Genomic DNA, 23,045 nt, shown 5'->3' on the forward strand with positions numbered 1-23,045 from the left:
CGGCGTTCCGAGTGACCGAGGCGGCGGTCGGGCGCGACCCGGTCGCGTACCAGGCGCTTCAGCTCGGCGAGGTCGGGGAAGGCGGCATTTGCCTTGCGCGACCAGATCATCTCGCCGTCGAGCCGCACCTCGAAGACGCCGCCGGTGCCCGGCACGAGCGCGGTCTCCGCGAGCTCGACTTCGAACGTCGTCAGCAGCTCCTGTGCCATCCACGCAGCGCGGAGAAGCCAACGGCAGCGCGTGCAGTACTCGATCTCAAGCCGCGGGTTCCTCATCGCCATGGCGCCAAGTATCGCTGCCGTACCTCCCGCCGTTCACCGCGGCCTCCCGATCGGCGGGTTCAGTCGGTCGTCTTGTACATCGCCTCGATCTGGTCCCGGTAGCGCTCCTGGATCCGGTTGCGGCGCAGGTCCAGGGTGGGGGTCAGGGTCTGGTCCTCGATGGTGAAGTCCTCCGGCAGGACGGTGAACTTCCGGACGGACTCCACGCGGGCGACCCCACTGTTGGCGTCGTCGACCGCCTCCTGGACAGCGGCCCTGAGGTCCCGGTCCTCGGCGAGGTCCGCACGGTCGGCGCCGGGGTCCTTGCCGTGCTCCCGCTTCCACCTCTTAAGGGCATCGGTGTCGATGGTGACCAGCGCCGCGACGAAGGGCCGGCCGTCGCCGACGAGCAGGCAGCGGCTCACCAGGGGGTGCGCGGCGATCTGCTCCTCGATCGCCTGCGGCTCCACGTTCTTGCCTCCCGCGGTGACGATGATCTCCTTCTTCCGGCCGGTGATCCGCAGCCTGCCGCCGGTGATCTCGCCGAGATCGCCGGTGGCGAACCAGCCGTCCCTCATGGCCTCCCGGGTCTTCTGGTCGTTGCCGTGGTAGCCCTTGAACACCTGCGGCCCGCGTGCGGATATCTCGCTGTCGTCGGCGACGCGGACAGCCACCCCGGGCAGCGGTTCGCCCACCGTTCCGGCCCGTACCCGCCCGGGGACGTTGACGGTGATCGCGGCGGTGGTTTCGGTGAGCCCGTAGCCTTCGAGGACCTCCAGGCCCAGACCCCGGTAGAAGTGGACGAGCCGGATATCCAGCTTCCCGCCGCCGCAGACGACGTAGCAGAGGCGCCCGCCGAGCCGGCCGCGCAGCCGGCGGTACACCAGCCGGTCGAAGACCCGCCGGCGCGTTCGGAGCCACAGGCCCGGGCCGGCGCCGTCCAGGGCGCGCCCGTAGTCGACCGCTGCCGCCTCGGCCATGTCGAACACGGCCGCGCCGACACCGCGGCCGGCCTGTTCGCGAGCGGTGGAGTGGATCTTCTCCAGGAAGCGGGGGACGGCGAGCAGAAAGGTGGGCTGGAAAGCCGCCAGGTCGTCGGTCAGCGTGCGGACGTTCGAGGCGTGCCCGAGGCGGACTCCCTCTTGGATCGCGGCCACCTGCACCGCCCGGCCGAAGATGTGGGCCAGCGGCAGGAACAGCAGGGTCGACGGCGACGGTGCGCCCGCCTCCGGTCTCAGCAGCTCGCGCAGGGCCGAGGCCGCGGCATCGACCTCGGCGAGCAGGTTGGCGTGGGTGATCACGCACCCCTTGGGCTCCCCGGTCGTGCCGGAGGTGTAGACGATGGTGGCGGTGTCCTCCGGCCGCACGGCGGCGCGGCGGTGCTCGACATCGGTGTCGGGCAGCCCGCGGCCCGCGCCGGCCAGGCCGGCGACCGCCCCCCCGCTCGATGGTCCACAGGCGCGCCGCCCGTACGAGGTCCGGCCGCATCCGGGCCAGCACCCGTTCGTGCTCTGCTGTCTCGACGACGCAGGCCGCGGCGCTGGAGTCGGCGAGGATCGCGCGGATCTGCTCCGGTGCGGAGGAAGGGTAGATGGGGACCGGTACCGCGCCGGCCGTCCACAGTGCGTAGTCGAAAAGGGGCCACTCGTAGCGGTTGGCCGCCAGCAGCGCCACCCGGTCCCCGGGCGCGATCCCGGCGGCCACCAACCCCTTGGCGACTGCGGTGACCTGGTTCTGGAACTCGCCGGCGGACATGTGGGCCCAGTCGCCGCCGACCTTTCGGCTCAGCAGCACCCGCTCCGGGGAGTGTGCGAAGAGCGGGTCACTCAGCGTGCGTGCGGCGGTGGAACCGGTCAGCGCCGGAGCGGATATCTCGTCCATTCCGGCCCGCTACCCCCTGCCGGGCGGGGGTATCAGGGGTCGGCCGATCGCGGACCGGCCGCAGCCCGGGGTGCGGATCGTGCCGTCGCCCCCGTACCGCTCCGTGTCCGCCGCGGCACGGCTACCGGCCCTCCCCAGAGTCGGGGATCCGGTGCGCGGTGTCGACGAGGGCGGCGGCGGTGCTCTTGGCGAACTCCATGGCGTCGCCGGGGACGCCCGTGCCGTGGGCGGCGAGCGCGCCCTCTTGGAGCAGGAAGAGGCGCCGCGCCACCGTCGCAGGAGCGGGGAGGGACGCCTCCGAGGCCAGGGCCGTCAGGTACTCCAGCATCCAGGTCTTCTGCTCGGCGATGACGGCGCGGCCGGGGTTGGCGGTGTCGGGAAGCTCGGCGAGCGCGTTGACGAACGCGCAGCCGCGCGCGTTCTCCTTCTGCTGCCACTGGGCGAGCGCGTCGAAGGTCGACAGGAGCTTCTCCGACGGTGCGCCGCCCTGCCGGTCAACGAACCCGGTGAGCCACGAGCGCCAGCGCTCGTCGCGGTTTCGCAGGTAAGCGGCGATCAGATCGTCCTTCGAGCCGAAGCAGTCGTAGAGTGTCTTCTTGGTCACGCCTGCGGCCTGCGCGATGCCCTCCACCCCGATGGCGTGCAGACCTTCGCGGTAGAACAGCTCCGACGCGGTGTCGAGCACGCGCTTGCCCGCAGGGGTCAGGCGCCGCTGTTTTTCCGGGGGCATGCGTGCCTCCTCCACTCGCTCCGGAAACGGTCGGACCATAAGTATACCAACCGGTGGGTTGACTCATGGGCCACTAGTGGATAACTATACCGGTAGGTATATACGTTTTTTGGGGGGGACAGCCATGCACGCTTACGTACTCACGGGTTTCGGAGGGCCGGAGACACTGGAGTACCGCCGTGACGTGCCCGATCTCGTCGCCGGAACAGGCGAGGTACGGATCCGCGTCGCCGCCGCCGCGCTGAACAACACCGACATCTGGACCCGGGAGGGCGCCTACGGGACCGAGACCGACGCGGGGGCCAGGGCGGGCTGGCGCAGAGAGCCCGTCGATTTTCCCCGCATCCAGGGGGCCGACGTCGTCGGCCGTATCGACCAGGTGGGGGAGGGAGTGCCCTCCTCGCGGGTAGGGGAGCGCGTGATCGTGGACCCGATGCTGTACTCGGGCGGCGAGTACGATCTGGTGCGCACCGCCTATCTCGGCAGCGAACGCGATGGCGGGTTCGCCGAGCTGGTCACCGTGCCGGAGGAGAACGCGCACGCCGTCGACACGCCGCTCGGCGACGCGGAACTCGCGACGTTCCCCACGGCCTACGCGACCGCCCAGCGCATGCTGAACCGCGCCGCCGTGCGCGTCGGCGAGACCGTACTGGTCACCGGTGCTTCGGGAGGGGTGGGTTCGGCGCTGATCCAGCTGGGCAGGGCGCGAGGCGCCCGCGTCGTCGCCGTGGTCGGCGCCGGTAAGGGGAGGCGGGCGCGGGAGCTGGGCGCGGAGGCGGTCGTCTCCCGCCATGCCGAGGACTTGGCAAAGGCGGTGGCGGCGGCTTCCGGGCGCCCCGTTGACGTCGTCGCCGATGTCGTCGCCGGGTCGCTGTTTTCCGCCCTGCTCACCGTTCTCGGCCCATTGGGGCGCTACGTAGTGGCGGGCGCTATCGACGGCCCGATCGTCGAGACCGATCTGCGCTCGCTCTACCTCGAACAGATCCAGCTCATCGGCTCCTCCTTCGGCACCCGAAGACTTCGCCGAGGTCGTCCGGGCCGTCTGCTCCGGGGCGGTCAGGCCGCTGCTGGCCGGGACCTACCCGCTGCGGGAGCTCCCCCGGGCCCAGGCCGAATTCCGGCGCAAGGAGTTCTTCGGCAAGCTCGTCGTGCTGCCGTCCTCCGGGGAGCGGGAAAGCGGCGGCGATGGCGGTACCGCCGCCGGCTGACCGCCGCCCCTCCCGGCTGCGGGAAGTGCGCAAAGGTCGGGCGCCGGACGAGTGGACGTCTGCGCCTGCCCCGTACACACTGTTTGATCTACATCGTAAAGGCAGTAGTTGTGTTCACCGATCCCTCGAAGCGAGGAGCCGCGCAGCACCGTCAAAAGTAGCCATGACGACCGTAGAGGCGGACGAACCGGGCAGGGAGCAGCCGCTCCCGCTCGACCAGCCCCCCGGCGGTGCGCTCGAAGAGGGTCACCTGGTCCGTGCCTCCGGGCCCGATCGGCTGCACCAGCCGCCCGCCCGGCCGGAGCTGGTCGACGAGGGGCCGGGGCACCTCAGGGAAGGCACCCGACACCAGCACCGCGTCGTAGGGGGCGTGGGACGGAGCCCCCTCGGTGCCGTCGCCGTCCAGCACCGTCACGTTGCCGACCCCCTCCGCGGCCAGGTTGCGGCGCGCCTGCGCGGCCAGTTCGGGCCAGCGCTCGACGCTCGTCACCCAGGCCGCAAGCCGGGCCAGCAGGGCGGTCTGATACCCGTAGCCCGTTCCGACCTCCAGCACGCGCTCGTCCCCGGCAAGGCGCAGCGCCTCGACCATCCGGGCGGACAATGACGGCTGCGTGGTCACCTGCCGGCGGGGGATCGGGATCGGTACGTCCACGTGGGCGGCGTCGACGTGGGTCGGCGGGACGAAAGCCGCGCGAGGGGTCGCGCGTACCGCGTCGAGCACCCGCGGGTCGCCGACGCCGCTCGCCCGGGCGGCCTCGACCAGTTCCTCCGCGCCCATCGTCCTCAGGCCCCCTTGGGCGCGGAGAGCGAGGCGACGTGCCCGAGCGGTTCTCCGGGAGCGATGGCAGGCGTCTTCCCCCGTCCGCGAACAGCGGTCATGGCTGTTCTCTGCCCGCGCGCCCGTCCGGGGTATGCGCCATGGCGGCTCCTAGAGTGAAGGTGTGCGCCATGGTGTCGTGACATTGTTCCTCGGCGGTGACGTGATGCCCGGCCGCGGTGTCGACCAGATCCTTCCGCACCCGGGCGACCCGCGGCTGTGGGAGTCCTCTGTCGTCGACGCCCGAACATACGTCGACCTGGCGGAGCGGGCCAACGGCCCCATCGCTCGCCCCGTGGACTTCTCCTGGCCGTGGGGGGACGCTCTGGCGGTGCTCGACGAGGTGGCGCCCGATGCGCGGGTGTTCAACCTGGAGACGAGCATCACGCGGAGCGACGACGTCGCCGCGGGGAAGGCCGTGCACTACCGGATGAACCCGGAGAACACCGCGTGCCTGGCCGCGGCCCGGCCGGACGCGTGCACCCTCGCCAACAACCACGTGCTCGACTTCGGGGAGCGGGGACTCGCGGACACACTCGACGCGCTGGCCTCGGCTCGGATCCCGGCGGTGGGGGCGGGGCGCAGCACGACCGAGGCCGCCGGGCCCGTGACGATCCCCACCGGCGGTGCCGGGCGGGTCCTCCTCTTCTCGTTCGGGACGCGGTCCAGCGGCATCCCCGAAACCTGGGCGGCGGGTGCGGAGCGGCCCGGTGTTAACCTGCTGGCCGACCTGTCCGACGCCACCGCCGACGGGATCGTCGCCCGGGTGCGGCGGGTGAAGAGGGCCGGCGATCTCGTCGTCGCCTCCATCCACTGGGGCGGCAACTGGGGCTATGACATCCCCGAGGAACACGTCCGTTTCGCGCGCCGGCTCACCGAGGGAGGCGTCGACGCCGTGCACGGGCACTCCTCGCACCACCCCCGCCCGATCGAGGTCCACCGCGGCAGGCTCATCCTGTACGGCTGCGGCGATCTCATCGACGACTACGAGGGCATCAGCGGTTACGAGCACTACCGGGACGACCTGCGCCCGCTTTACTTCGCCTCGATGGAGCCGGACACGGGGAGGCTGGTGGAACTGAAGATTGCGGTCATGCGGGCGCGCCGGATGCGGTTGTGCCGGGCATCCCGCGAGGACGTCGATCATGTGCGCGGTGTTCTCAACCGGACCGGCCGGCGGTTCGGGGCGTGGATCGACCCGGCCCCCGACCGCATGCTCAGGCTGCGGACCGCCGATTAGGCCGCGCGCAGCGGTGCCAGGAAGGACCCAGAGGGGGATGCGCCTTCTTTCCGGGTGTGCGGCCTCACGCGTGGCGTCTGGTGACAATCCGCGATCGCGGGGAGAGGATGAAGCATGGTGGATCAGAGCCGCGAAGACTGGCTTCGCCCACGGTTGGAAGCCCTGGGGCGGCGCCCCCGGCTCGTGCCGGACGAGGCGCACGCCGTCGACTTCGTGCCTCGGGCGTGTCCGCTGGCGGAGATAGAGTCCCTGGCGCAGAGAGAGGTGGCCGCCGCCGCGGCGCGCACCTCGATCGCGAACGAGATCCGGTCCCGGTGGCCCGGTGCGCCCTACATCATCCGGCAGGGGCGCGCTGAGGACTACGAGGACCTCGGGCTGGAACCCGCGAGGGACGCACTGGTCGTCTTCGGCGTGGTGTACCGCTTCGATAGCTGACCGTACTCCCGCGACGGGCATCCCCACTGTGAGAGTGACCACATACGGCCAGGTATTACTACTTTGTGTCCTTGTGTCGCTTCGGTATGCGGCGGGCTCGCAGCCTCGGGGAAGCCGGACCGATGTTTCCGATCCCCCAAGGAGCAGAGTTTTCCCGCCTCTCCGTCCCCGGCGGCGGCCGCAACGGTGAGCGGAGCCCGCCCGCGGGGGCGGTGACGCACCCGATCGCCGTGTCGGGTAGGGATGGAGAGAGCAGGACAAGGTGGCGTTGTCCACGACATCCGGTGGAGTGGAAAGCGGGAATGTGGTCGCACCGTGGACAGCGGCCCCAAAGGGAGAAAACGATCCTGAAAGCCGGTCACGGGGAGAGAACATGACGACGGTCCCGGATGTCACACTCAATAACGGTGTGCGGATCCCGCAATTGGGCCTCGGAGTCTGGCAGGTGGACGCCGGCGACGTTGTCGACGTCGTCCGCACGGCTATTGAGACCGGGTACCGGAGCATCGACACCGCAGCCGCCTACGACAACGAAGAGGGCGTCGGCGAGGCGATCCGGGCGTCCGGGGTGAACCGAGACGAACTGTTCGTGACGTCGAAGCTGTGGAACGGCGATCACGGATACGACTCCGCGCTGCGCGCTTTCGACGCCACGATGGAGCGCCTCAAGCTGGAACGCCTCGACCTGTACCTGATCCACTGGCCGCTCCCGATGCACGACAGGTACGTCAGTACCTGGAAGGCGCTTGAGCGCCTCTACGTCGAAGGGCGCGTCCGCGCCATCGGCGTGTCCAACTTCCAGGAGTCGCACCTGCAGCGCCTCATGGACGAGGGCGGGATCGTGCCGACGGTCAACCAGGTCGAGCTGCACCCCCGTCTCACCCAGGCGGCGCTGCGCGGATTCCATGCGGAGCACAAGATCGCCACCGAGGCCTGGAGCCCGCTGGGCCAGGGCAAGCTGCTGAACGAGCCGACGCTGACCAAGCTGGCCGACGCTACGGGAAGACGCCGGCGCAGGTGATCCTGCGGTGGCACCTGCAGGTCGGCAACATCGTCATCCCCAAGTCGGTCACCCCTGAGCGCATCCGCTCCAACTTCGACGTCTTCGACTTCGAGCTGGCCAGCGGTGACGTCGACGCGATATCCGGGCTCAACGCCGATCAGCGTTTCGGCCCCCACCCCGACACGCTGGACACGGCATAACCGATCGGACCGAACACCGTAGCGGCCCGCTCCCAAAGGAGCGGGCCGCTACGTGCTACGGCCGGTCGCTCAGGTGAGCTCCCGGTACTTCATGGCCTCGATCAGTGTGGCTTCGGTGCCCTTGCGGGCCAGCCGGACCACGTACACGACGGCGCCCACGAGGATGCTGACGGGGATGGCCACGATCGCGATGAGCGCGACCAGACCGGTGATTCCGAGTGCTCCCATGGCCCCCATCCTAAAGAGTGGCGGGCGGCGGTCCGGCCGCGGCCGGCCGCGAGCGGAGGAACGGAAGTGTGAAGTCGGCCGCGGCAGTGGTGGCGTCCGGACGCTTCCGCATAGCACAATTCGGGTCGAAAGCGCGCAGATCCCCGCGTGGCGACCGGAAAGGGCGTCCCGTGGCGGCCATTGAGAGTTTCAGCTACGGCGATCATCCCAGCCAGCTGATCCATGTGTGGCAGCCCGCGGCGGCCGAGAACGCCCCGTTCCCCGTCGCGGTGCTGCTGCACGGCGGCTGGTGGCGGGACAGTCACGACGCCGGCGAGATGGATCCGATCGCCGCCGAGTTGGTGGAGGCCGGATGGCTGGTGTGGAACGTGGAGTACCGCCGCACCGGTGACGACGGCGGCGGATGGCCGCAACCCCTGGACGATGTACGGGCCGCGCTGGCTCTGCTGGGGGAGCGGATCACCGAGGGCGCCGAACCCGGCGACGGCGACCCCGCCCATGAGGCCTGGCACGCGGTCAGGGAGTGGCTGGCCAGAACAGAGCGGTCCCGTCGGGAAGGAGCTCAGAGGTAGCCAAGGCGGGAGAGCTCGACCCGGGCCACCGACTTTACATCGCTGCACTGCTCGGTGGTGAGTCGGGAGCGCCAACTCCCGATGTCCGGTGACTTGCTGCGCACCAGGTCCTTCGCCGAGACCCGCGTCCCGGTGAACTCCCGCAGCCGCTCCGCCGCCTCCACCTCGCCGCCGGCCAGGTCCTCGTAGCGCAGCGTCATCAGCTGCCGGGGGTCGAGCACCCCGTGCAGCTGAGCGGAGAGCCGCACCGCGCCGCGCCAGCGCATCGCGCACTTGGCCGCCGTCGACAGTCCCTGGTAGTCGGCGCGCTCCGATTCGGTCTCGATGCCGAAGAACGGGTTGGGCAGTTCGTGGTCCAGGTTCGCCAGGCTCGGCCGGAACCAGGTCAGCGAGTGATCGTCGGAGAGCATGTCCGCGGTGACATCCCGGCCGTCCCGGATGATCTGCACGAACACCGCGTCCTCGAATGCCGTGCTCAGTGCCTTCGCGCAGTACAGCAGATCGGGGCTCGCGTCGCCGAACCGCGTCACCTCCCGGGCGTGCCGGCACGGTTCGGCCGCCTTGCGCGCCGGGACGCGCTTGGTGGGGCAGCGCGGGCAGGTGAGCGGGGTGAGCTGCCAGGCTTCGGCGAAGGCGTCGCGCAGCAGGGTCGCGGTTCCCGACGCGTTCTCCTCAGCGAGCGAGGGGCGGCGGGCTATGGCATACACCGCGTTCAGCACCCCGGGGGTGATCGAACCGAGATGGAATCCGGGCGTGCGCCGCAGCGCCTGGGCGATCAGGTTCACTCCCGAGTGCGGGGCGCCCAGGACGAAGACGGGACGGCGGACCTTGGTCCCGTTCACGACGAGTATGTACGGCTGCTGCTTCATGGGTAGGTCGATTTTGGCACCTTTTGCCGGAGTCTCGTACACACCTCGCCGAATTCCGCTCCTGGCACAGCGGCGCACCCGCGGTGTGACCAGGGTCATTTCCCTGGATCCGCCGCCCGCGAACAGTCCTGACCTGCCGAGTTCCGGCTGGCTTCCGCGCGGCGGGCCCGTCGCCGAGTGACATTCTGACGTGCAACGCTGCGAGAATGAGACAACAGCGGGTAACCGAAGTATGCGACTGGAACGGTGAGGACGTGTGATGGCCGCAGCCCCGAACCATGCCGACGCCGCTGCGATCCTGGCCGGCAGCGATAGGGTAACGATCCTCACCGGAGCCGGAATCTCCACGGACTCCGGCATACCGGACTTCCGCGGGCCGCAAGGACTGTGGACGACCAACCCCGGAGCGGCCGCGATGTTCGACATCGACACCTACATGTCCGATGCCGACGTGCGCCGCGAGGTCTGGCGGATGCGCGGTGCCCATCCCGCCTGGACCGCCGAACCCAACGCGGCGCACCGCGCCCTCGCCGAACTCGACCGCTCTGGCCGGCTGCGTGCGCTCATCACGCAGAACGTCGACGGCCTGCACCAGGCGGCCGGTAGCGATCCCGAGCACGTCATCGAGGTGCACGGGACCGTTCTCTGGGTGATCTGCATGTCCTGCGGCCTGCGCACCCGCACACCGGATGTGCTCGCCCGGCTGGAGGAGGAGTCCGATCCCCGCTGCATGGACTGCGGAGGCATCCAGAAGGCCGACACGATCTCCTTCGGCCAGCGGCTGAAGCCCGACGTCCTGGAAGCCGCCATCGAGGCCGCCGGCGACTGCGAGGCGTTCCTGGCCGTGGGCACCTCCCTGGCGGTGCACCCCGTGGCCGGGCTCTGCGACATCGCCCTGGAGCGAGGAGCCGCGCTGGTCATCGTCAACGCCGAACCCACCCCCTACGACGACGCCGCCCGCGTGGTTCTGCGCGAGCCGATCGGGGAGGCCGTCCCGGCGCTGGCCGACGCGATGTCGGGGGTGCGTGGGTAGCCGGCCGGCGCTCACCGGCCGCCGCTTCCGGCGGGGCTCTGGTTCCCGCCCTCCTTGTGCTGGGTACGCGCCCTGGAAGGGATGGGCGGCGCGGAAGCGCTGCCCTCCAACCGGTCGTGGTCGTCCAGCAGGCGGTCGATGCGGTCGTCGGGGATACTGAGGTAGGGCCGGATCGCGTCCAGGACAGGCGTGACCTCTTCCCGGGAGAGGCGCGGGCCGGGGACGACGGATTCGAGTTCGTACAGGTAGTTCGACACGTACACCACGAGCGCGCCGTGGTTCCTGTGGTTGGTCTGTCCCAGATCCTCGGCCGCCTGCCGGAGCACGAGCAACTCCAACCTCCCCAGCTGCCTGCTGTGCAGGAGCCGGTGGTAGCGGAATAGCCGGTTCGACATGTCGTGTGCCGCGGGTGCCAACCGCAGTTCCAGAACGTCGTGCAGTTCGTTCCACGCGGCGTCGGGGTCGTCCGGATCGCTGTACCAGGTGAGCAGGTCCGTGGACACGTGCCGGACGTACGGCCCGAGCGTCAGGAAGACGCGCGCCGCCGTGCCGTTGGCGCGCAGCGCTGTGGAACGCAGCAGTGTCGACGTCACGCTGCCGAACGGGACGGTGGTGTCGTAGGGATTGGTGACCGACGTCTCCCCGGTGATGTCCTTGTGCACCTCGAAGCCGAGGCATTCGCCGATGTTCACGGGCTCGCCGTGTTCGCGCTCGATGCGGGTGTGGCCCTCGCCCTCCCAGAAGCCGAGGTGCCGGGTCCGGATGGTGTTGAGCAACCCGTGCCACGCGTCGCCGGCGATGCTCCGCCACTGGTTGGCCAGCAGCAGCCAGCGCCTCCACGGCGCGTGCTCCCCGGGGAACAGCTCGGCGAGGTCGAGTTCCTCGCAGACACAGACGAGCAGGACGACCAGGTTGGCGGTGTAGTTCGCCTGCCTGGTGGTGATGGGCGCGCGCCACGGGGCGTAGTCGGAGAAGGACCGGTTGGGCTGCGGGAACGGCGCGTCGTGGAAGAGCTCGATGAGCAGGGTCCGGTACTCGTCGAGGGCGGTCGGCTCCTCGGTGAAACGCTGTCGAAGGAGCTCGCCGGTGAACTCCACGATGGCGGACCGGCTGCAGAGCAGCGCGAACGAGGTCACCGCGTAGAGCAGGCCGTCGTCCAGTGGGGAGGCGAAGCGCCGCCGCACCGCGTGTTGGCGGTCGGCGGCCAGCTCGTCGAGGGTCGAGGCCACCATGCGTGCCACGAGGAATTCGGCGAAGGTGGCGTGCAGGAACTCGTACACGCCGGCGGTCCGGCCGCCGTGGCGCGCCCGCGACTCGTGGATGAAGAAGAACCGGCCGAGCACCTGGTGGGCGTCGCTGACCGTGCCGTGCAGCCCCGTTTCGGCGGGCCGCGCCGCGGGTTCCGGGAGCAGCGCGGCGAGGTCGCGGTCCAGCTCCTCGGCGGCCACGCTCTGCCGGTGCCGGGCGAACATGGCCATGGCGGCGATCTCCAGCCGGCGCAGCTCGTGCTCCACCGCGCTTTCGGTCTCCCGGTCGCTGAGGTTCGGGTGGTGCTTGGCCACCTCCCGCCGGGCGAACATGGCGAGCATCCGCTCATAGAGCTCGCTGCGGGAGAGCGTGCCGCCCGACTGGAGGGCGTTGCCGTCGGCGTCGTAGAGCAGCAGCATGAGCAGCAGCAGCGGCTGCTCGGCCAGCTCCCGGTAGGCCAGCACGGCCTCCGGGGACAGCGGGGCCAGGCCGCGGGAGGCCAGCGTGCCGGAGTTGGCCGAGTTCCAGATGTCGAGCATCCGGACGATCTGGTTCGCACTGAACGGTTCCAGCCGGACGAGAACGCAGCCGGGCGGGAACCGGATCCGGTCGGCGACGACCGTCCGGCTGGTGACGATCACCGCCACGGGCTGGCCCAATGCCGCCTGGTCCTCCTGGAACTGCTGCACCTGTTCCAGGTAGTCGGACCGGTTGGCCCCGGTGGCCTGCAGCAGTTCGTCGAACCCGTCCAGGATGACCACGGGCTGCGCGCCGGCGGCCGCCTCCACGAGGTCGCGCCAGGCGACGTCGCGGTGCAGCTGCCCCGAGATCCCCTCCTCGATCTGCTTGCGGACGGGCGCGTCCGCGTTGACCCCGCGCAGTTCCACCCGGACCGGGAGGAAGTCCTGCGCCGGGAGGCGGGCGGCGAGCATCTCGGTGAGCTTGGACTTGCCCGCGCCCGGGTGGCCGAGGATCACGATGGGGTGCGTGGCGCATGAAGTCTGGGTGAGGAGCCCGGCGAGCAGCCGCTGCAGGTCCTCGTGCGGCGCCGCCTCGTGCCACCAGTCCTCAGACGCCGGCCGGCAGTCCCTGTGCGCGGGGCGGACCCGCCCCCGGGGGTGGATGTAGGCCTCTTCCAGGGTGGGGAAGGTGAGGTGGTCCGGTGTGTCGAGGGTGGAGAGGAGCGGGCGCCGCAGCGTGCGCCGGTAGAGGGTGTTCAGTTCCCGGACGTGCTGGTGCGCTTTGGCGGCCGGCGACAGTTGGACGAGCAGGTCTTCCAGCCCGGAGAAACCGGTCGCCAGGTCGGAGCGGGTGGCCTGGTGCTCGGCGAGGTCCACCCACACGCCGAACTCCGGCACATCGGCCGCCAGCCGCCGGTAGGACTCCTGGAAGCGGCGTTGGGCCTTCTCCGTGACCACCTCGGTGAACCGGCCGAGCTGGGGGGAGCGGTTCGAGTACGACTCCGGCAGCCTGCCGAGCGGCCGCACCAGTCTGAGCGCATTGTGGGGGGCGCCATCCGGTTCCGGTGCCCCGAAGGCCGATGTGTCGGAGAGCGCGAGCGGCGGATGCGTTCCCGCGTTGAGCATCTGCCCGACGAGGAGCGTGAGTTCTTCCTCCGTGATCCCCAACTCGGTGAGGTCCGGGGTGTCCGGATCGTCGAGCGTTTCATCCAGCGCCTCAAGGAGCGAGACGGTCAGCAGGATCCGGTAGGCGGCGTCGATCCGCTCGGTGCGGTCCCACCTGCTCACGCCGCTGATCCTCTCCCGGATGCCGGTGAGCAGCCCGCGCCCTTTCGCGACGAGCTCGCCGCGCAGCCCGAAGAGATCGGGCACCCCCACGGCCCCCAACCCGCCGTCGAGGAGCTTCTCCGCGAGGTCCAGGACGGCCGAGTCGTCCTTGCCGAGCACTTTCAGGGCGTCGGCGTAGCCGAACTTCTTCGCCATTGGGGGACGGCCTTCCTAAGCGCCTTATGCGGTTGGTGCGCACCCGGGAAAGGGCGGACCACCACATTGAAGTACCGGAAAGGGGACTCGCTCAAACGGCGGTCACCGCGGAACGAATGGAAGGCCGGAACCGGACGACCGGTAGTAGTCGCGATCCACCGCCCATCCGAAATGATCCCTCCGGAAAGAGGGCCAGGCCGGTCGGGGCGGAGACGCGGCCGGAAACGGCGCTAATCCGAACACGGCCCATCGATGGTGTTGTCGCTACCGGAGTCGTTCATCGATCCGGCCCTGCCGGAGCACGAGACGTTGTTCTCGCTTCCGGCGAGCGTGAGAGGGCCGTCGACGGATTCGAGCGAAACGGTGTTGCGCCTCCCGGAGATGTAGACCGTCTCGCACGCCCCACTCAGGGCCACGGTCGCTTCGTCGGCCTGGATCTGGACCGACAGGCCGTCGCAGTCGCGATTCTCCTTCGACCTGTTGTCGCCGATGGTCAGGTCGTATCCGTTCCCGTTCCCGTTGCCGTCTCCGATGTTTCCGTTCCCGTTGTTGTTGCTGTTTCCGTCCCCGTCGTCGTCCCCGTCGTCGTCCTCATCATCCTCCTCGCTCGGCGTCGGTGACGGACTCGGCGAGGGGGAGGCCGAGGGTGACCGCGACGGTGACGGGCTCGGCGAGGGCTCCTGCCCGGGGAGTTGCACGTTCCTCTCGCACCATGCGCGCATCGTTTCGACCCAGTTCCGGGTGGCGTCCTCCTCCTCGACGGCGAGCAGGTGAACCTCGGGTATGACACCGCCCACCATCGCCTGGCCCCACGCCTCCTTCTCGTAGGATTCCGCGAGTTCGATCTCGTCCGGGTCGTCGCCGTTCTCGTCGCGGATCTCCCTGGCCTCGGCAAGCTTCTCGCATAGCGAGCGCTCGGCCTCGCCGATCTCCTCCGCCGGTCCCACGACCCCTTCCCACTCCGAGGGCCAGTTCGCCTGTCCCTGCGCGTTCTCTTCTCGCATGCATGCCGTCAGCAGCACCAGTACCGCGAATGCAGGCAGTAGTCCACGCATTACGATTCCTCCCTGCATCATGGTTCCTCTGCCGGAGATCGGGGCGGTGACGCGCGCCGCAGTGCGGAACGAAGCGAGTCAGGTACATCCAGGTGAACGTGGGCCTCAGTGTGCAGGTTCGGACATAGTCGAAACGAGGCGCTTTCGGGCACGACGGTCGTCCCCCCGGCCTCGCCGATCTCCTCCGTTGGTCCCGCGACCCCTTCCCGCTCCGGCGGCCAATCCGCTTTTCCCGGCGTCTCGCCCTTGCCTGTGCATGTGGGCAATAGCAGTACCGCGAATGCAGGAAGTAGTCCACGCATGACGACTCCTCCCCGCGTCGTGGTTTCCCCGCCAGGGGGCGATGGCGTGACACGCGCCATAGTGAGGAACGGGCGGTGAACCAGGTACATCAAGGTGAACGTGGGCCTCAGTGTGGGGGTTCGGGACATGGACGGACCAAGGTGCTTCGTCGGACAGTAGGACACCGTCCAGGACACCTTCCATGGTGTGCACGTTGATGTCCACCTGTCCCATGGGCACCAGAAGCCTCGACCACCGACAACCTTGGCGCGTTGGTCGTCGAGGCGATCAGCCTGCGTTCCCGAAGCACAGACGGTGTCACCGTGCGATATCGGGGCTCGTCGGCTGTCCGGTGTCCGACCTGTCGGGATCCCCGCGGCGGGCCCGGGCTCTGTTCGTCGGCTCGGGCCCGCCGGACCATACACTCGTAGTTGTCGTCCGCTTTCGGCGGTCGCCGGTGGTGAATCCGTACGCAAGAGTGCACCGAGCGCACCGTCGCGGGTGGTGGGTGCGGGGGAGGGCTGGCCCGCCTCTACTCGAGCCGCCAGTCGACGGGACTGCCTCCCTGCTCCTCCAGGAGGGCGTTGGCGCGGCTGAACGGGCGGGATCCGAAGAAGCCGTTGTCCGCCGACATCGGGCTCGGATGGGGCGACTCCACGCACGGAACCCCCGGCATCAGCGGACGCAGGCTGCGGGCGTCGCGTCCCCACAGGATGGCCACGAGCGGCTTGCCGCGTCCGGCGAGAGCGCGGATGGCCTGGTCGGTGACCTCTTCCCAGCCCTTGCCCCGATGCGATCCGGGCTTGCCCGGGCGCACGGTCAAAACCCGGTTGAGCAGCATGATTCCCTGCTCGTTCCAGGGCGAGAGGTCACCGGTGGAGGGTTGGGGCAGCCCGAGGTCGTCGCGGTACTCGCGGAAGATGTTGCGCAGGCTGCCCGGCGGCTTGACATCGGGAGCGACGGAGAAGCTGAGCCCTACGGCGTGCCCGGGAGTGGGGTAGGGGTCCTGTCCCACGATCAGCACACGTATGTCATCGAAGGGCTGCTGGAAGGCGCGGAAAATGTTCTCCCCGGAGGGAAGGTAGGTGCGCTCCTCGGCGACCTCCTGGCGAAGGAACTCGCCCATCTCCTTGATACGGCCGGACACCGGTTGGAGAGCCTCGGCCCAGCCGTTGTCCATGATCTCGTGTAGTGGTTGTCCTGGCATGGTTCAGCACCATAGTGCTCGACGCGACATGCATGACCAATTCGTGAGTCCAGCGGAGCGGGAATCAGCCACAGCTCTTCCCCGAGTCAACCCTCTCCGTGTTCCGTCGCCAAGTGGGGGTGGTCATTCGTCCTGGTCTTCCAGATCGCCCCACTGGACCGCGAGGACCCCGTCGGTCTCCGACAGCGCCACGGCCAGGTCGTCGAGATCCCCCCTACCGTGCACGCGCAGCAGGAGGTCGACCGCGGGGACGTCTGGGGCTCTGACCTGGCGCCGGGCGGTGTGCACCTCCTGCACTGCGAAGTGCTGCTGTGTGGCCAGGGCCAGGATGCCGCGCAGTACCCCGCGCCCGTCCTCGTAGCTGATCCGGAAGAGCGCGGTGGCCGGTCTCGACCGCGTCAGCCACCGCACCACCGGCGGGTAGGCCGATACCACCAGGAAATGGCCCGCGGTGACCGCGGTCGCGACCAGCCACAGCCCCGCCCCGGCCGCGGTGCCCACGGCCGCCGATACCCAGATGGTGGCGGCTGTGGTCAGGCCGCGGACGATGTCCTGGCGCACGAAGATGAGCCCGGCGCCGATGAAGCCGATGCCGGAGACGATCTGCGCCGCCAGGCGCGAAGGGTCGAGCGAAATGTCGGGGTCCGCGAGGACGTCTTGGAAGCCGAACTTGCTCACCACGACGAAGAGGGCGGCACCGAGCCCCACCAGGGTGTGGGTGCGCAGGCCCGCGCTCTTCTGCCGGAGCTCCCGCTCGAACCCGATCAGCGAGCACAGCACCAGCGCGGTGAGCAGCGCCAGGAGCTGCGTCGGTCCTTGAGTGGAGAGGTCCGGCTGGGCCAGGGGCGCCGTTTCCAGCACTGCCACCGTTCTCGCCTCCCCCCGGCCATGCGACGGTGCACTCACAGTACGACTGGAAAGGGGGCGGACTAGGGAGCGCGCCCAGCGCGTCGCCGAGGGGACAGGGCTGCCCCTTCAGTGCTCGCCGCGGCGATGGCCGTCGTGATGGGAGAGGTTCAGAGCGGTGGTCACCAGCGGCACGTGGCTGAAGGCCTGGGGGAAGTTGCCGACCTGGCGGCCGCCCTTGGCGTCGTACTCCTCGGAGAGCAGACCGACGTCGTTGCGCAGCGCCAGCAGCCGCTCGAAGAGCTCACGCGCCTCCTTCTCCTGGCCGATGGACAGCAGGGCGTTGGCCATCCAGAAGCTGCACGCGAGGAACGCGCCCTCGTCGCCGGGGAGGTGGTCGGCGGTGTCCACGCGGTCGGTGCGGTAGCGCATCACGAACCCGTTGATCATCAGGTCGTCGCGGATGGCCTCGATCGTGCCGACGACGCGGGGGTCGTCGTAGGGCAGGAAGCCGACCTCGGGGATGAGCAGCAGGGAGGCGTCGAGTTCCTCGCTGCCGTAGTACTGGGTGAAGGTGTTGCGCCGGGAGTCGTAGCCGTAGGTGCAGACCTCGGCGTGGATGGTGTCGCGCAGCGACCGCCAGCGTTCGATCGGCCCTTCCTTGCCGAACTCCTCGACCATCCGCACGGCGCGGTCGGCCGCCACCCAGGCCATCACCTTGGAATGCACGAAGTGCTGCCGCGGGCCGCGGACCTCCCACAGCCCTTCGTCGGGTTCGTCCCAGCACCATTCCAGGTAGTTGACCAGGGAGCGCTGCAGGCCCCACACGTGCTCGGCGCTCTGCAGGCCCGAGCGGCGGGCCAGTTCGAGCACGTCCATGACCTCGCCGTAGACGTCGAGCTGGTACTGGCCGACAGCGGCGTTGCCGATCCGCACCGGACGCGAGTTCTCGTAACCGGGCAGCCAGTCGGCCTCCCATTCGCTGAGCCGGCGTTCGCCGCGCACCCCGTACATGATCTGCATGTGCTGCGGCTCGCCCGCGACCGCGCGCACCAGCCACTCCCGCCAGGCTTTGGCCTCGTCGGTGTAGCCGCTGCGGATCAGCGCCTCAAGGGTGATGGTGGCGTCGCGCAGCCAGCAGTAGCGGTAGTCCCAGTTGCGCACGCCCCCGATCTCCTCGGGCAGCGAGGTGGTGGGCGCGGCGACGATGCCGCCGGTGGGCCGGTAGGTCAGGGCCTTGAGGGTGATTAGGGAGCGCACCACGGCGTCGCGGTAGTCGCCCTGGTAGGAGCACTGGGAGACCCAGTTCTGCCAGAAGCGTTCGGTGCGCGAGAGGGCCTTTTCCGCGTCGAGGTGGTCGGACTCCTCCACCTCCGAGGGATGCCAGGTCATGACGAAGGGGACACGTTGCCCGGCGCTCACGGTGAACGTGGCGTCGTGCACGAAGTTGTGGCCCTCCATGGGGACCGGCGAACTGAGCCAGACGGAGTCGGGACCGGCGACGGCGGCCATCTCGGTGCCGCTGCGGTGGATCCACGGCACGACGTTGCCGTAGTCGAAGCGCAGCCGGAGCGCGGTGTTCATCCGGACGGTGCCGCGCAGGCCCTCGACGATCCGCACGATGTGCGGCGCGCCGCTACGTGGTGGCATGAAGTCGATGACCCGGACGGTGCCCTCGTAGGTCTCCCATTCGGTTTCCAGGATGAGGGTCTCGTGCCGGTACCTGCGGCGCGTGGCGACCTGCTCGCCCGAAGCCGGCCGGATCCACCAGTTGCCGTTCTGCTCGTCGCCCAGGAGAGCGGAGAAGCAGGCGGGGGAGTCGAAGTGGGGGAGACAGAGCCAGTCGATCGAGCCATCGCGTCCTACGAGCGCGGCGGTCTGCATGTCGCCTATTAGCGCGTAATCCTCAATCCAGCCGGACACGCGGCTCACCCCCTTAACTACCAAGATCACGTTTCTGCGGACGTACAGTATCCAACTCTTGGTGGCCACGTTGCCTCATAGACGGTCCCCGAGTTCCCGGATCCAAGAGTTGTGGCAACGTTAGCTCGGGGTGCGGTCGCCGCCGTGGGGAAGCGCCCGACCTGAAACCACGTTCTCGCGGCATCCCGGATACGTTACCGGTCCGCGGGGACTGCGATGAGGGTGATCGGGATAAGTGTGCCCTATTAGTTAGACATCAGTCGCCCTGTATGCGGTTCTGAGAGATATGTCGCCGCATCGTGATCAGGCAGGGGTGCTGCTCTCCGGAATCGCCATGACCGGCAGGAACGCCTGTGTCAAGGGGCCGATGGCCGCTGCGAACAACAGAGTGCCCACACCTACCGTGCCGCCGAGGAGGAACCCGGTGGCGACCACCGCCACCTCGATCCCGGTGCGGGCCGCCCGGATGGAGAATCCTTTCGCCGCGAGCCCCGTCATGAGGCCGTCGCGCGGGCCGGATCCCAGCCGGACGCCGATATAGCAGCTGGTCGCCAGGGCGGTGAGAACGATACCAGTCACGAGAGAGGCCGACCGCGCGACCGGTCCCTCCATCCCGGGCAGCCACCACAGCGTGTAGTCCACGGAGAGACCGACCACCACGACGTTGCTCACCGTGCCGAGCCCCGGACGCTGCCGCAGCGGGATCCAGAGCAGCATCACCGCTGCACCGACGATGACGCTCCAGGTGCCGATGGACAGCCCGGTCCGCAGGGACAGGCCCTGATGCAGCACGTCCCACGGCATGGCTCCCAGGTCCGCCGTGATCAGCAGCGCGCCGCTCACTCCGTACAGGTGCAGGCCGGCGTAGAGCTGGAGGAGCCGGCGCAGGCGGCGGGAGCGGGGCAGGACCGGGGTGACGAAGAGGCGGTGAACCAGAGCGAACTGTCGTATTGAACCGTCCGGAAGTGGACGCAAGAATCGGGCCATGCGGGCTATGTTGGCGTCAAAAGCAGCGTATTCACAGAGCCAATCTTGGAAAGTGGCATCATGTCTGCGGGTGAGCGGCGGATCAATGGCCATCTTCTGGCCCGATTGATCGGGGCCAGCGTGAACGAGCGTCCCTACTACATCGCTGTAGGGAGGGCGATCAGCGGACTCGTCCTCGACGGGAGGATCCCCACCCATACGCGGCTGCCCGCGGAGCGCGAACTCGCCACCGCATTGCGGGTCAGCCGGAACACCGTCACCGCCGCCTACACCTGGCTGCGCGAGAACGGGTTCCTCGACAGCCGGAAGGGAGCCGGGAGCTGGACCGTGCTCCCCGACACCGGACCAGGGCGGTCGGCGCCCCTCGTCCCCAACGCCGAGCACATCGACCTCGGGGTCGCCGCGCCGCTGGCCGCCGAGGGGCTGCGGGAGGCCGCCCGGCTGGCCGCCGATCAGCTCACCGCGCACATGGGAGGACTCGGGTACGCGCTGTACGGGCTGCCCGAGCTGCGCCACGCAATCGCACGGCGCTATGTCGAGCGCGGCCTGCCCACCACTCCGGAGCAGATCTTCGTCACCAACGGCGCCCAGCAGGCCGTGGCGCTGCTCATGGAGATGCTGGCCGAACCCGGCGACACGGTCCTGATGGAGTCGCCCACCTACCCCCACGCGCTGGCCGCGGCGCGCCATCGGGGTGCGCGGCTGCGCACGGTCGGGATACCGCCCGAAGGGTGGGACATGGACTCCGTGGCCGATTCGTTCCGGCAGTGGAAACCGGCGCTGGCCTACCTGATTCCGGATTTCCAGAACCCCACCGGTGCGCTGATGGACGACGACGAGCGCAAGGCCGTGGTCTCCGAGGCGCGCCGCGCCGGGGCATCGGTGGTCGTGGACGAGAGCGTCGCGGAGCTGGCGATCGACTCCGGCGACCAGCCCGCCCCGCTGGCCGTCCACGACCGCGACAGCCGGGTGTTCACGGTCGGGTCCGCCGCCAAGCTGCTCTGGGGCGGCCTGCGTATCGGCTGGGTCCGCGCGAGCCCGCCGATGGTCGCCGAGCTCATGACGACGCGGCAGCGCTTCGACCTGGCCAGCCCGGTCCTGGAGCAGCTCATGGTCACCCACCTGCTCTCCGACGTGCTGCGGATCCGCGCCGAGCGCAGCCGCGAGCTCTGCCGGAACCGGGACGCCATCGCACGGGCCCTGCGCGACCGGTTGCCCGATTGGCGCTTCACCAGACCCAGCGGCGGACTGGTGCTCTGGGCGGCGCTGCCGCAGCCGATCGCCACCGCCCTGGGCGAGACCTCGCACCGGCACGGCGTCCATCCCGCTCCCGGCCCCGTGTTCGGTGCGGGGGGAGGAACGCTGGAGCACTATGTGCGCCTGGCCTACACCCAGTCGCCGGAGGTCCTGGCCGACGCCGTGCGCCGCCTGGCCGAGGCCTACGCCGAGACGGTGGCCAAGCCCGCTCCGACACCCCGCGATCTCTACGTCTGACGATCGACGCACGGGCCGTTCCGGCACACGCACCAGCGCGTGGCGGGAATCTTGCGCCTCTCTGTCCTGCCGTGGTCCCCTGATCGGGGGTGACCTGAAGCACATTCGAAGAACGGGGTGCGTCCATGGGACACAACGGAGTACTTCGGGCACGGCGGGACGTGGAGAACGAGATCAGGGGGCTCACACTCGTGGACTGGCTCCGCGAGACCGCCGAGGAGGAGGCCGACGCCCCCGCACTCTCGGACCACTCCGATGACGGATGGACCACCGTGACCTGGCGGGACTACCGGCAGTCGGTGCTGGAACTGGCCTCGGCCTACATCGACACCGGCGTGCTGCCCGGCGACGTGGTCGCCCTGATGATGGCCAACCGCTCCGAGCACCTCCTCGCCGACCTCGGCGCGGTGCACGCCGGAGCCGTCCCCCTCACCGTCTACGCCACCTTCTCCTCCGAGCAGATCGCCTACATCGCCGCCGACTGCTCAGCGCGTGTCGCCGTCCTCGAAGGCGCCGAGCAGGTCGGTCGCTGGCTGCCCGTCCTGGAACGCCTCCCGGAGCTGCACACCGTGGTCGTGCTCGACGCCTCGGCGATCCCGGAGTCCACCGGCCGGCCGGGACCGGAGTTCATCAGTTGGGCGGAGTTCACCGCGATCGGTCGGCGCCGGCAGGCGGGCAGCCCCGAGCTGGTCGAGGCGCGCACCGCGGCCATCGTGCCGGGCGACAACGCCACGCTCCTCTACACATCGGGCACCACGGGCGACCCCAAGGGCGTCTTCGAGACCCACCACCAGGTCCTCTACCAGGTCACCGTCACCCGGAGGGCCATGAAGCCGCCGGAACGGGGAGTGACCCTGTCCTACCTGCCCCTGGCGCACATCGCGGAGCGCATCCTCAGCGTGTACCTGCCGCTCAGGCTTGCCGGACACATCCATTTCTGCCCCGAGCCCACCCAGCTCGCCGCGTACCTGGCCAAGGTGCGTCCGCACAGCCTCTTCGGCGTCCCTCGGGTATGGGAGAAGATCCAGGCCGGGCTGACCGCGGCCCTGTCGGCGTCGCCGGAGGAGCAGCGCTCCGCCATCGAGTCGGCGTCGGAGGTGGCCCGCGCCTATATAGAGTCCGGGCAGTACGGCCGCGAACGCACCCCGGAACTGGAGCAGCACTTCGCGAAGGTCGACGAGCAGGTGCTGGCCCCGATCCGGGCGCTGGTGGGGCTGGACCGGGCGCAGATCTGCATCACGGCCGCGGCGCCCGTGTCCGAGGAGGTTCTGCGGTTCTTCTCCGGGATCGGCGTCCTCATCCAGGACGTCTACGGAATGACCGAGAACTGCGGGGCCGTGACCGTCAACCGGCGTGACGCCTACCGGTTCGGCAGTGTCGGCCGCGCGGTGGACGGCATGGAGATACGCACCGCCGACGGCGGCGAGCTCCTGGTCCGGGGCCCGCTGAACGTCGGCGGCTACCTCAACCGGCCTGAGGACAGCGCGGCCCTGGTCGACGAGGACAAGTGGCTGCACACCGGCGATGTGGGGCGGATCGACGAGGACAGCTTCATCTACATCGTGGACCGCAAGAAGGAGATCA

The 23,045-nt window shown here is 69.6% G+C and carries 17 protein-coding genes and 4 pseudogenes; 8 read left to right on the plus strand and 13 right to left on the minus strand.

From position 1 onward, the window contains the following. The 4 genes and pseudogenes from VS93_RS01040 to VS93_RS01050 form a co-directional block, all read right to left on the minus strand. Nucleotides 1-281, minus strand: a 281-nt coding sequence (locus VS93_RS01040) for a SelT/SelW/SelH family protein (protein ID WP_046468152.1), incomplete at its 3' end; no start/stop codon positions are given. Between the two features lie 59 nt (nucleotides 282-340). Continuing rightward, nucleotides 341-1,627: an AMP-dependent synthetase/ligase gene (locus VS93_RS01045; RefSeq protein ID WP_275451686.1), complete on the minus strand. Its 1,287-nt coding sequence runs from the start codon at nucleotides 1,625-1,627 to the stop codon at nucleotides 341-343. Nucleotides 1,628-1,802: 175 nt separating this feature from the next. Next, a pseudogene (locus VS93_RS32805) lies at nucleotides 1,803-2,141 on the minus strand (AMP-binding protein); the annotation flags it as partial. Nucleotides 2,142-2,262: 121 nt separating this feature from the next. Then, nucleotides 2,263-2,871 carry a TetR/AcrR family transcriptional regulator gene (locus VS93_RS01050; protein ID WP_046468153.1) on the minus strand — a complete coding sequence of 203 codons (609 nt, stop codon included), beginning with the start codon at nucleotides 2,869-2,871 and terminating at the stop codon, nucleotides 2,263-2,265. Nucleotides 2,872-2,995: 124 nt separating this feature from the next. On the opposite strand from VS93_RS01050, the gene VS93_RS01055 reads away from it, so the two are divergent. Further along, nucleotides 2,996-4,240, plus strand: coding sequence for a zinc-binding dehydrogenase (locus VS93_RS01055; protein WP_449353785.1), 1,245 nt, complete (start codon nucleotides 2,996-2,998; stop codon nucleotides 4,238-4,240). On the opposite strand, the gene VS93_RS01060 is transcribed toward VS93_RS01055, so the two are convergent. Continuing rightward, a complete protein-coding gene (locus tag VS93_RS01060) occupies nucleotides 4,231-4,857 on the minus strand; it encodes a protein-L-isoaspartate(D-aspartate) O-methyltransferase (protein WP_046468154.1) in 627 nt (208 codons plus the stop codon). The genes VS93_RS01055 and VS93_RS01060 overlap by 10 nt on opposite strands. A 178-nt stretch (nucleotides 4,858-5,035) precedes the next feature. On the opposite strand from VS93_RS01060, the gene VS93_RS01065 reads away from it, so the two are divergent. The 3 genes and pseudogenes from VS93_RS01065 to VS93_RS01075 all read left to right on the plus strand — a co-directional run bounded on the left by VS93_RS01065 (nucleotide 5,036) and on the right by VS93_RS01075 (nucleotide 7,774). After that, nucleotides 5,036-6,136: a CapA family protein gene (locus VS93_RS01065; RefSeq protein ID WP_201776512.1), complete on the plus strand. Its 1,101-nt coding sequence runs from the start codon at nucleotides 5,036-5,038 to the stop codon at nucleotides 6,134-6,136. Nucleotides 6,137-6,250: 114 nt separating this feature from the next. Beyond that, nucleotides 6,251-6,571, plus strand: coding sequence for a hypothetical protein (locus tag VS93_RS01070; protein WP_046468155.1), 321 nt, complete (start codon nucleotides 6,251-6,253; stop codon nucleotides 6,569-6,571). 373 nt (nucleotides 6,572-6,944) lie between these two features. Beyond that, nucleotides 6,945-7,774 (plus strand): annotated as a pseudogene (locus VS93_RS01075) (aldo/keto reductase). Nucleotides 7,775-7,843: 69 nt separating this feature from the next. On the opposite strand, the gene VS93_RS29975 reads toward VS93_RS01075, so the two are convergent. After that, nucleotides 7,844-8,002 (minus strand): hypothetical protein, encoded by a 159-nt coding sequence (locus VS93_RS29975; protein WP_173434230.1) that lies wholly within the window; start codon nucleotides 8,000-8,002, stop codon nucleotides 7,844-7,846. A gap of 179 nt (nucleotides 8,003-8,181) precedes the next feature. Between VS93_RS29975 and VS93_RS01080 the strand changes: the two are divergent. Beyond that, nucleotides 8,182-8,484: pseudogene (locus VS93_RS01080) on the plus strand (alpha/beta hydrolase); the annotation flags it as partial. Between the two features lie 80 nt (nucleotides 8,485-8,564). Here the strand turns inward: VS93_RS01080 and VS93_RS01085 are convergent. After that, nucleotides 8,565-9,443: a sulfotransferase gene (locus tag VS93_RS01085; protein ID WP_046468156.1), complete on the minus strand. Its 879-nt coding sequence runs from the start codon at nucleotides 9,441-9,443 to the stop codon at nucleotides 8,565-8,567. Nucleotides 9,444-9,702: 259 nt separating this feature from the next. On the opposite strand from VS93_RS01085, the gene VS93_RS01090 reads away from it, so the two are divergent. Continuing rightward, nucleotides 9,703-10,476: an SIR2 family NAD-dependent protein deacylase gene (locus VS93_RS01090; protein ID WP_046468157.1), complete on the plus strand. Its 774-nt coding sequence runs from the start codon at nucleotides 9,703-9,705 to the stop codon at nucleotides 10,474-10,476. Between the two features lie 11 nt (nucleotides 10,477-10,487). Here the strand turns inward: VS93_RS01090 and VS93_RS01095 are convergent, their stop codons facing one another. From VS93_RS01095 to yczE, 6 genes are all read right to left on the minus strand, one after another. Further along, complete coding sequence (locus tag VS93_RS01095; protein ID WP_052745439.1) at nucleotides 10,488-13,667, minus strand: NACHT domain-containing protein; 3,180 nt, start codon at nucleotides 13,665-13,667, stop codon at nucleotides 10,488-10,490. A 230-nt stretch (nucleotides 13,668-13,897) separates the two neighbouring features. Continuing rightward, on the minus strand, nucleotides 13,898-14,722 hold the full coding sequence (locus VS93_RS01100) for a DUF3060 domain-containing protein (protein ID WP_046468158.1): 825 nt from the start codon (nucleotides 14,720-14,722) through the stop codon (nucleotides 13,898-13,900). A gap of 814 nt (nucleotides 14,723-15,536) precedes the next feature. Then, nucleotides 15,537-16,211, minus strand: coding sequence for a uracil-DNA glycosylase (locus VS93_RS01105; RefSeq protein WP_082126531.1), 675 nt, complete (start codon nucleotides 16,209-16,211; stop codon nucleotides 15,537-15,539). 123 nt (nucleotides 16,212-16,334) lie between these two features. Next, a complete protein-coding gene (locus VS93_RS01110; protein ID WP_394298778.1) occupies nucleotides 16,335-17,078 on the minus strand; it encodes an MgtC/SapB family protein in 744 nt (247 codons plus the stop codon). Nucleotides 17,079-17,186: 108 nt separating this feature from the next. Continuing rightward, nucleotides 17,187-18,980, minus strand: a complete 1,794-nt coding sequence (locus tag VS93_RS01115; RefSeq protein WP_269082780.1) for a glycoside hydrolase family 15 protein — start codon at nucleotides 18,978-18,980, stop codon at nucleotides 17,187-17,189. 303 nt (nucleotides 18,981-19,283) lie between these two features. Continuing rightward, the gene (yczE, locus tag VS93_RS01120) at nucleotides 19,284-19,967 is read right to left on the minus strand and encodes a membrane protein YczE (protein WP_046468161.1); all 684 of its coding nucleotides are present in this window, start codon (nucleotides 19,965-19,967) and stop codon (nucleotides 19,284-19,286) included. A 60-nt stretch (nucleotides 19,968-20,027) separates the two neighbouring features. On the opposite strand from yczE, the gene yczR reads away from it, so the two are divergent. After that, entirely contained in the window at nucleotides 20,028-21,461 is a 1,434-nt protein-coding gene (gene yczR, locus VS93_RS01125) for a MocR-like transcription factor YczR (RefSeq protein ID WP_046468162.1), read from the plus strand. Nucleotides 21,462-21,586: 125 nt separating this feature from the next. Next, nucleotides 21,587-22,867: pseudogene (locus VS93_RS01130) on the plus strand (AMP-dependent synthetase/ligase); the annotation flags it as partial. Between the last annotated feature and the right edge of the window lie 178 nt (nucleotides 22,868-23,045).

The sequence above is a fragment of the Allosalinactinospora lopnorensis genome (assembly GCF_000981225.1).
GTDB classification, from domain to species: Bacteria; Actinomycetota; Actinomycetes; order Streptosporangiales; family Streptosporangiaceae; genus Allosalinactinospora; species Allosalinactinospora lopnorensis.

Coding starts and splice junctions, on each gene's coding strand:
- yczE (WP_046468161.1), bottom strand. CDS start 19,967: ATGGCCCGATTCTTGCGTCCACTTCCGGACGGTTCAATACGACAGTTC.
- VS93_RS01085 (WP_046468156.1), bottom strand. CDS start 9,443: ATGAAGCAGCAGCCGTACATACTCGTCGTGAACGGGACCAAGGTCCGC.
- VS93_RS01055 (WP_449353785.1), top strand. CDS start 2,996: ATGCACGCTTACGTACTCACGGGTTTCGGAGGGCCGGAGACACTGGAG.
- VS93_RS29975 (WP_173434230.1), bottom strand. CDS start 8,002: ATGGGAGCACTCGGAATCACCGGTCTGGTCGCGCTCATCGCGATCGTG.
- VS93_RS01105 (WP_082126531.1), bottom strand. CDS start 16,211: ATGCCAGGACAACCACTACACGAGATCATGGACAACGGCTGGGCCGAG.
- VS93_RS01070 (WP_046468155.1), top strand. CDS start 6,251: ATGGTGGATCAGAGCCGCGAAGACTGGCTTCGCCCACGGTTGGAAGCC.
- VS93_RS01050 (WP_046468153.1), bottom strand. CDS start 2,871: ATGCCCCCGGAAAAACAGCGGCGCCTGACCCCTGCGGGCAAGCGCGTG.
- VS93_RS01060 (WP_046468154.1), bottom strand. CDS start 4,857: ATGGGCGCGGAGGAACTGGTCGAGGCCGCCCGGGCGAGCGGCGTCGGC.
- VS93_RS01100 (WP_046468158.1), bottom strand. CDS start 14,722: ATGCGTGGACTACTGCCTGCATTCGCGGTACTGGTGCTGCTGACGGCA.
- VS93_RS01090 (WP_046468157.1), top strand. CDS start 9,703: ATGGCCGCAGCCCCGAACCATGCCGACGCCGCTGCGATCCTGGCCGGC.
- VS93_RS01095 (WP_052745439.1), bottom strand. CDS start 13,667: ATGGCGAAGAAGTTCGGCTACGCCGACGCCCTGAAAGTGCTCGGCAAG.
- yczR (WP_046468162.1), top strand. CDS start 20,028: ATGTCTGCGGGTGAGCGGCGGATCAATGGCCATCTTCTGGCCCGATTG.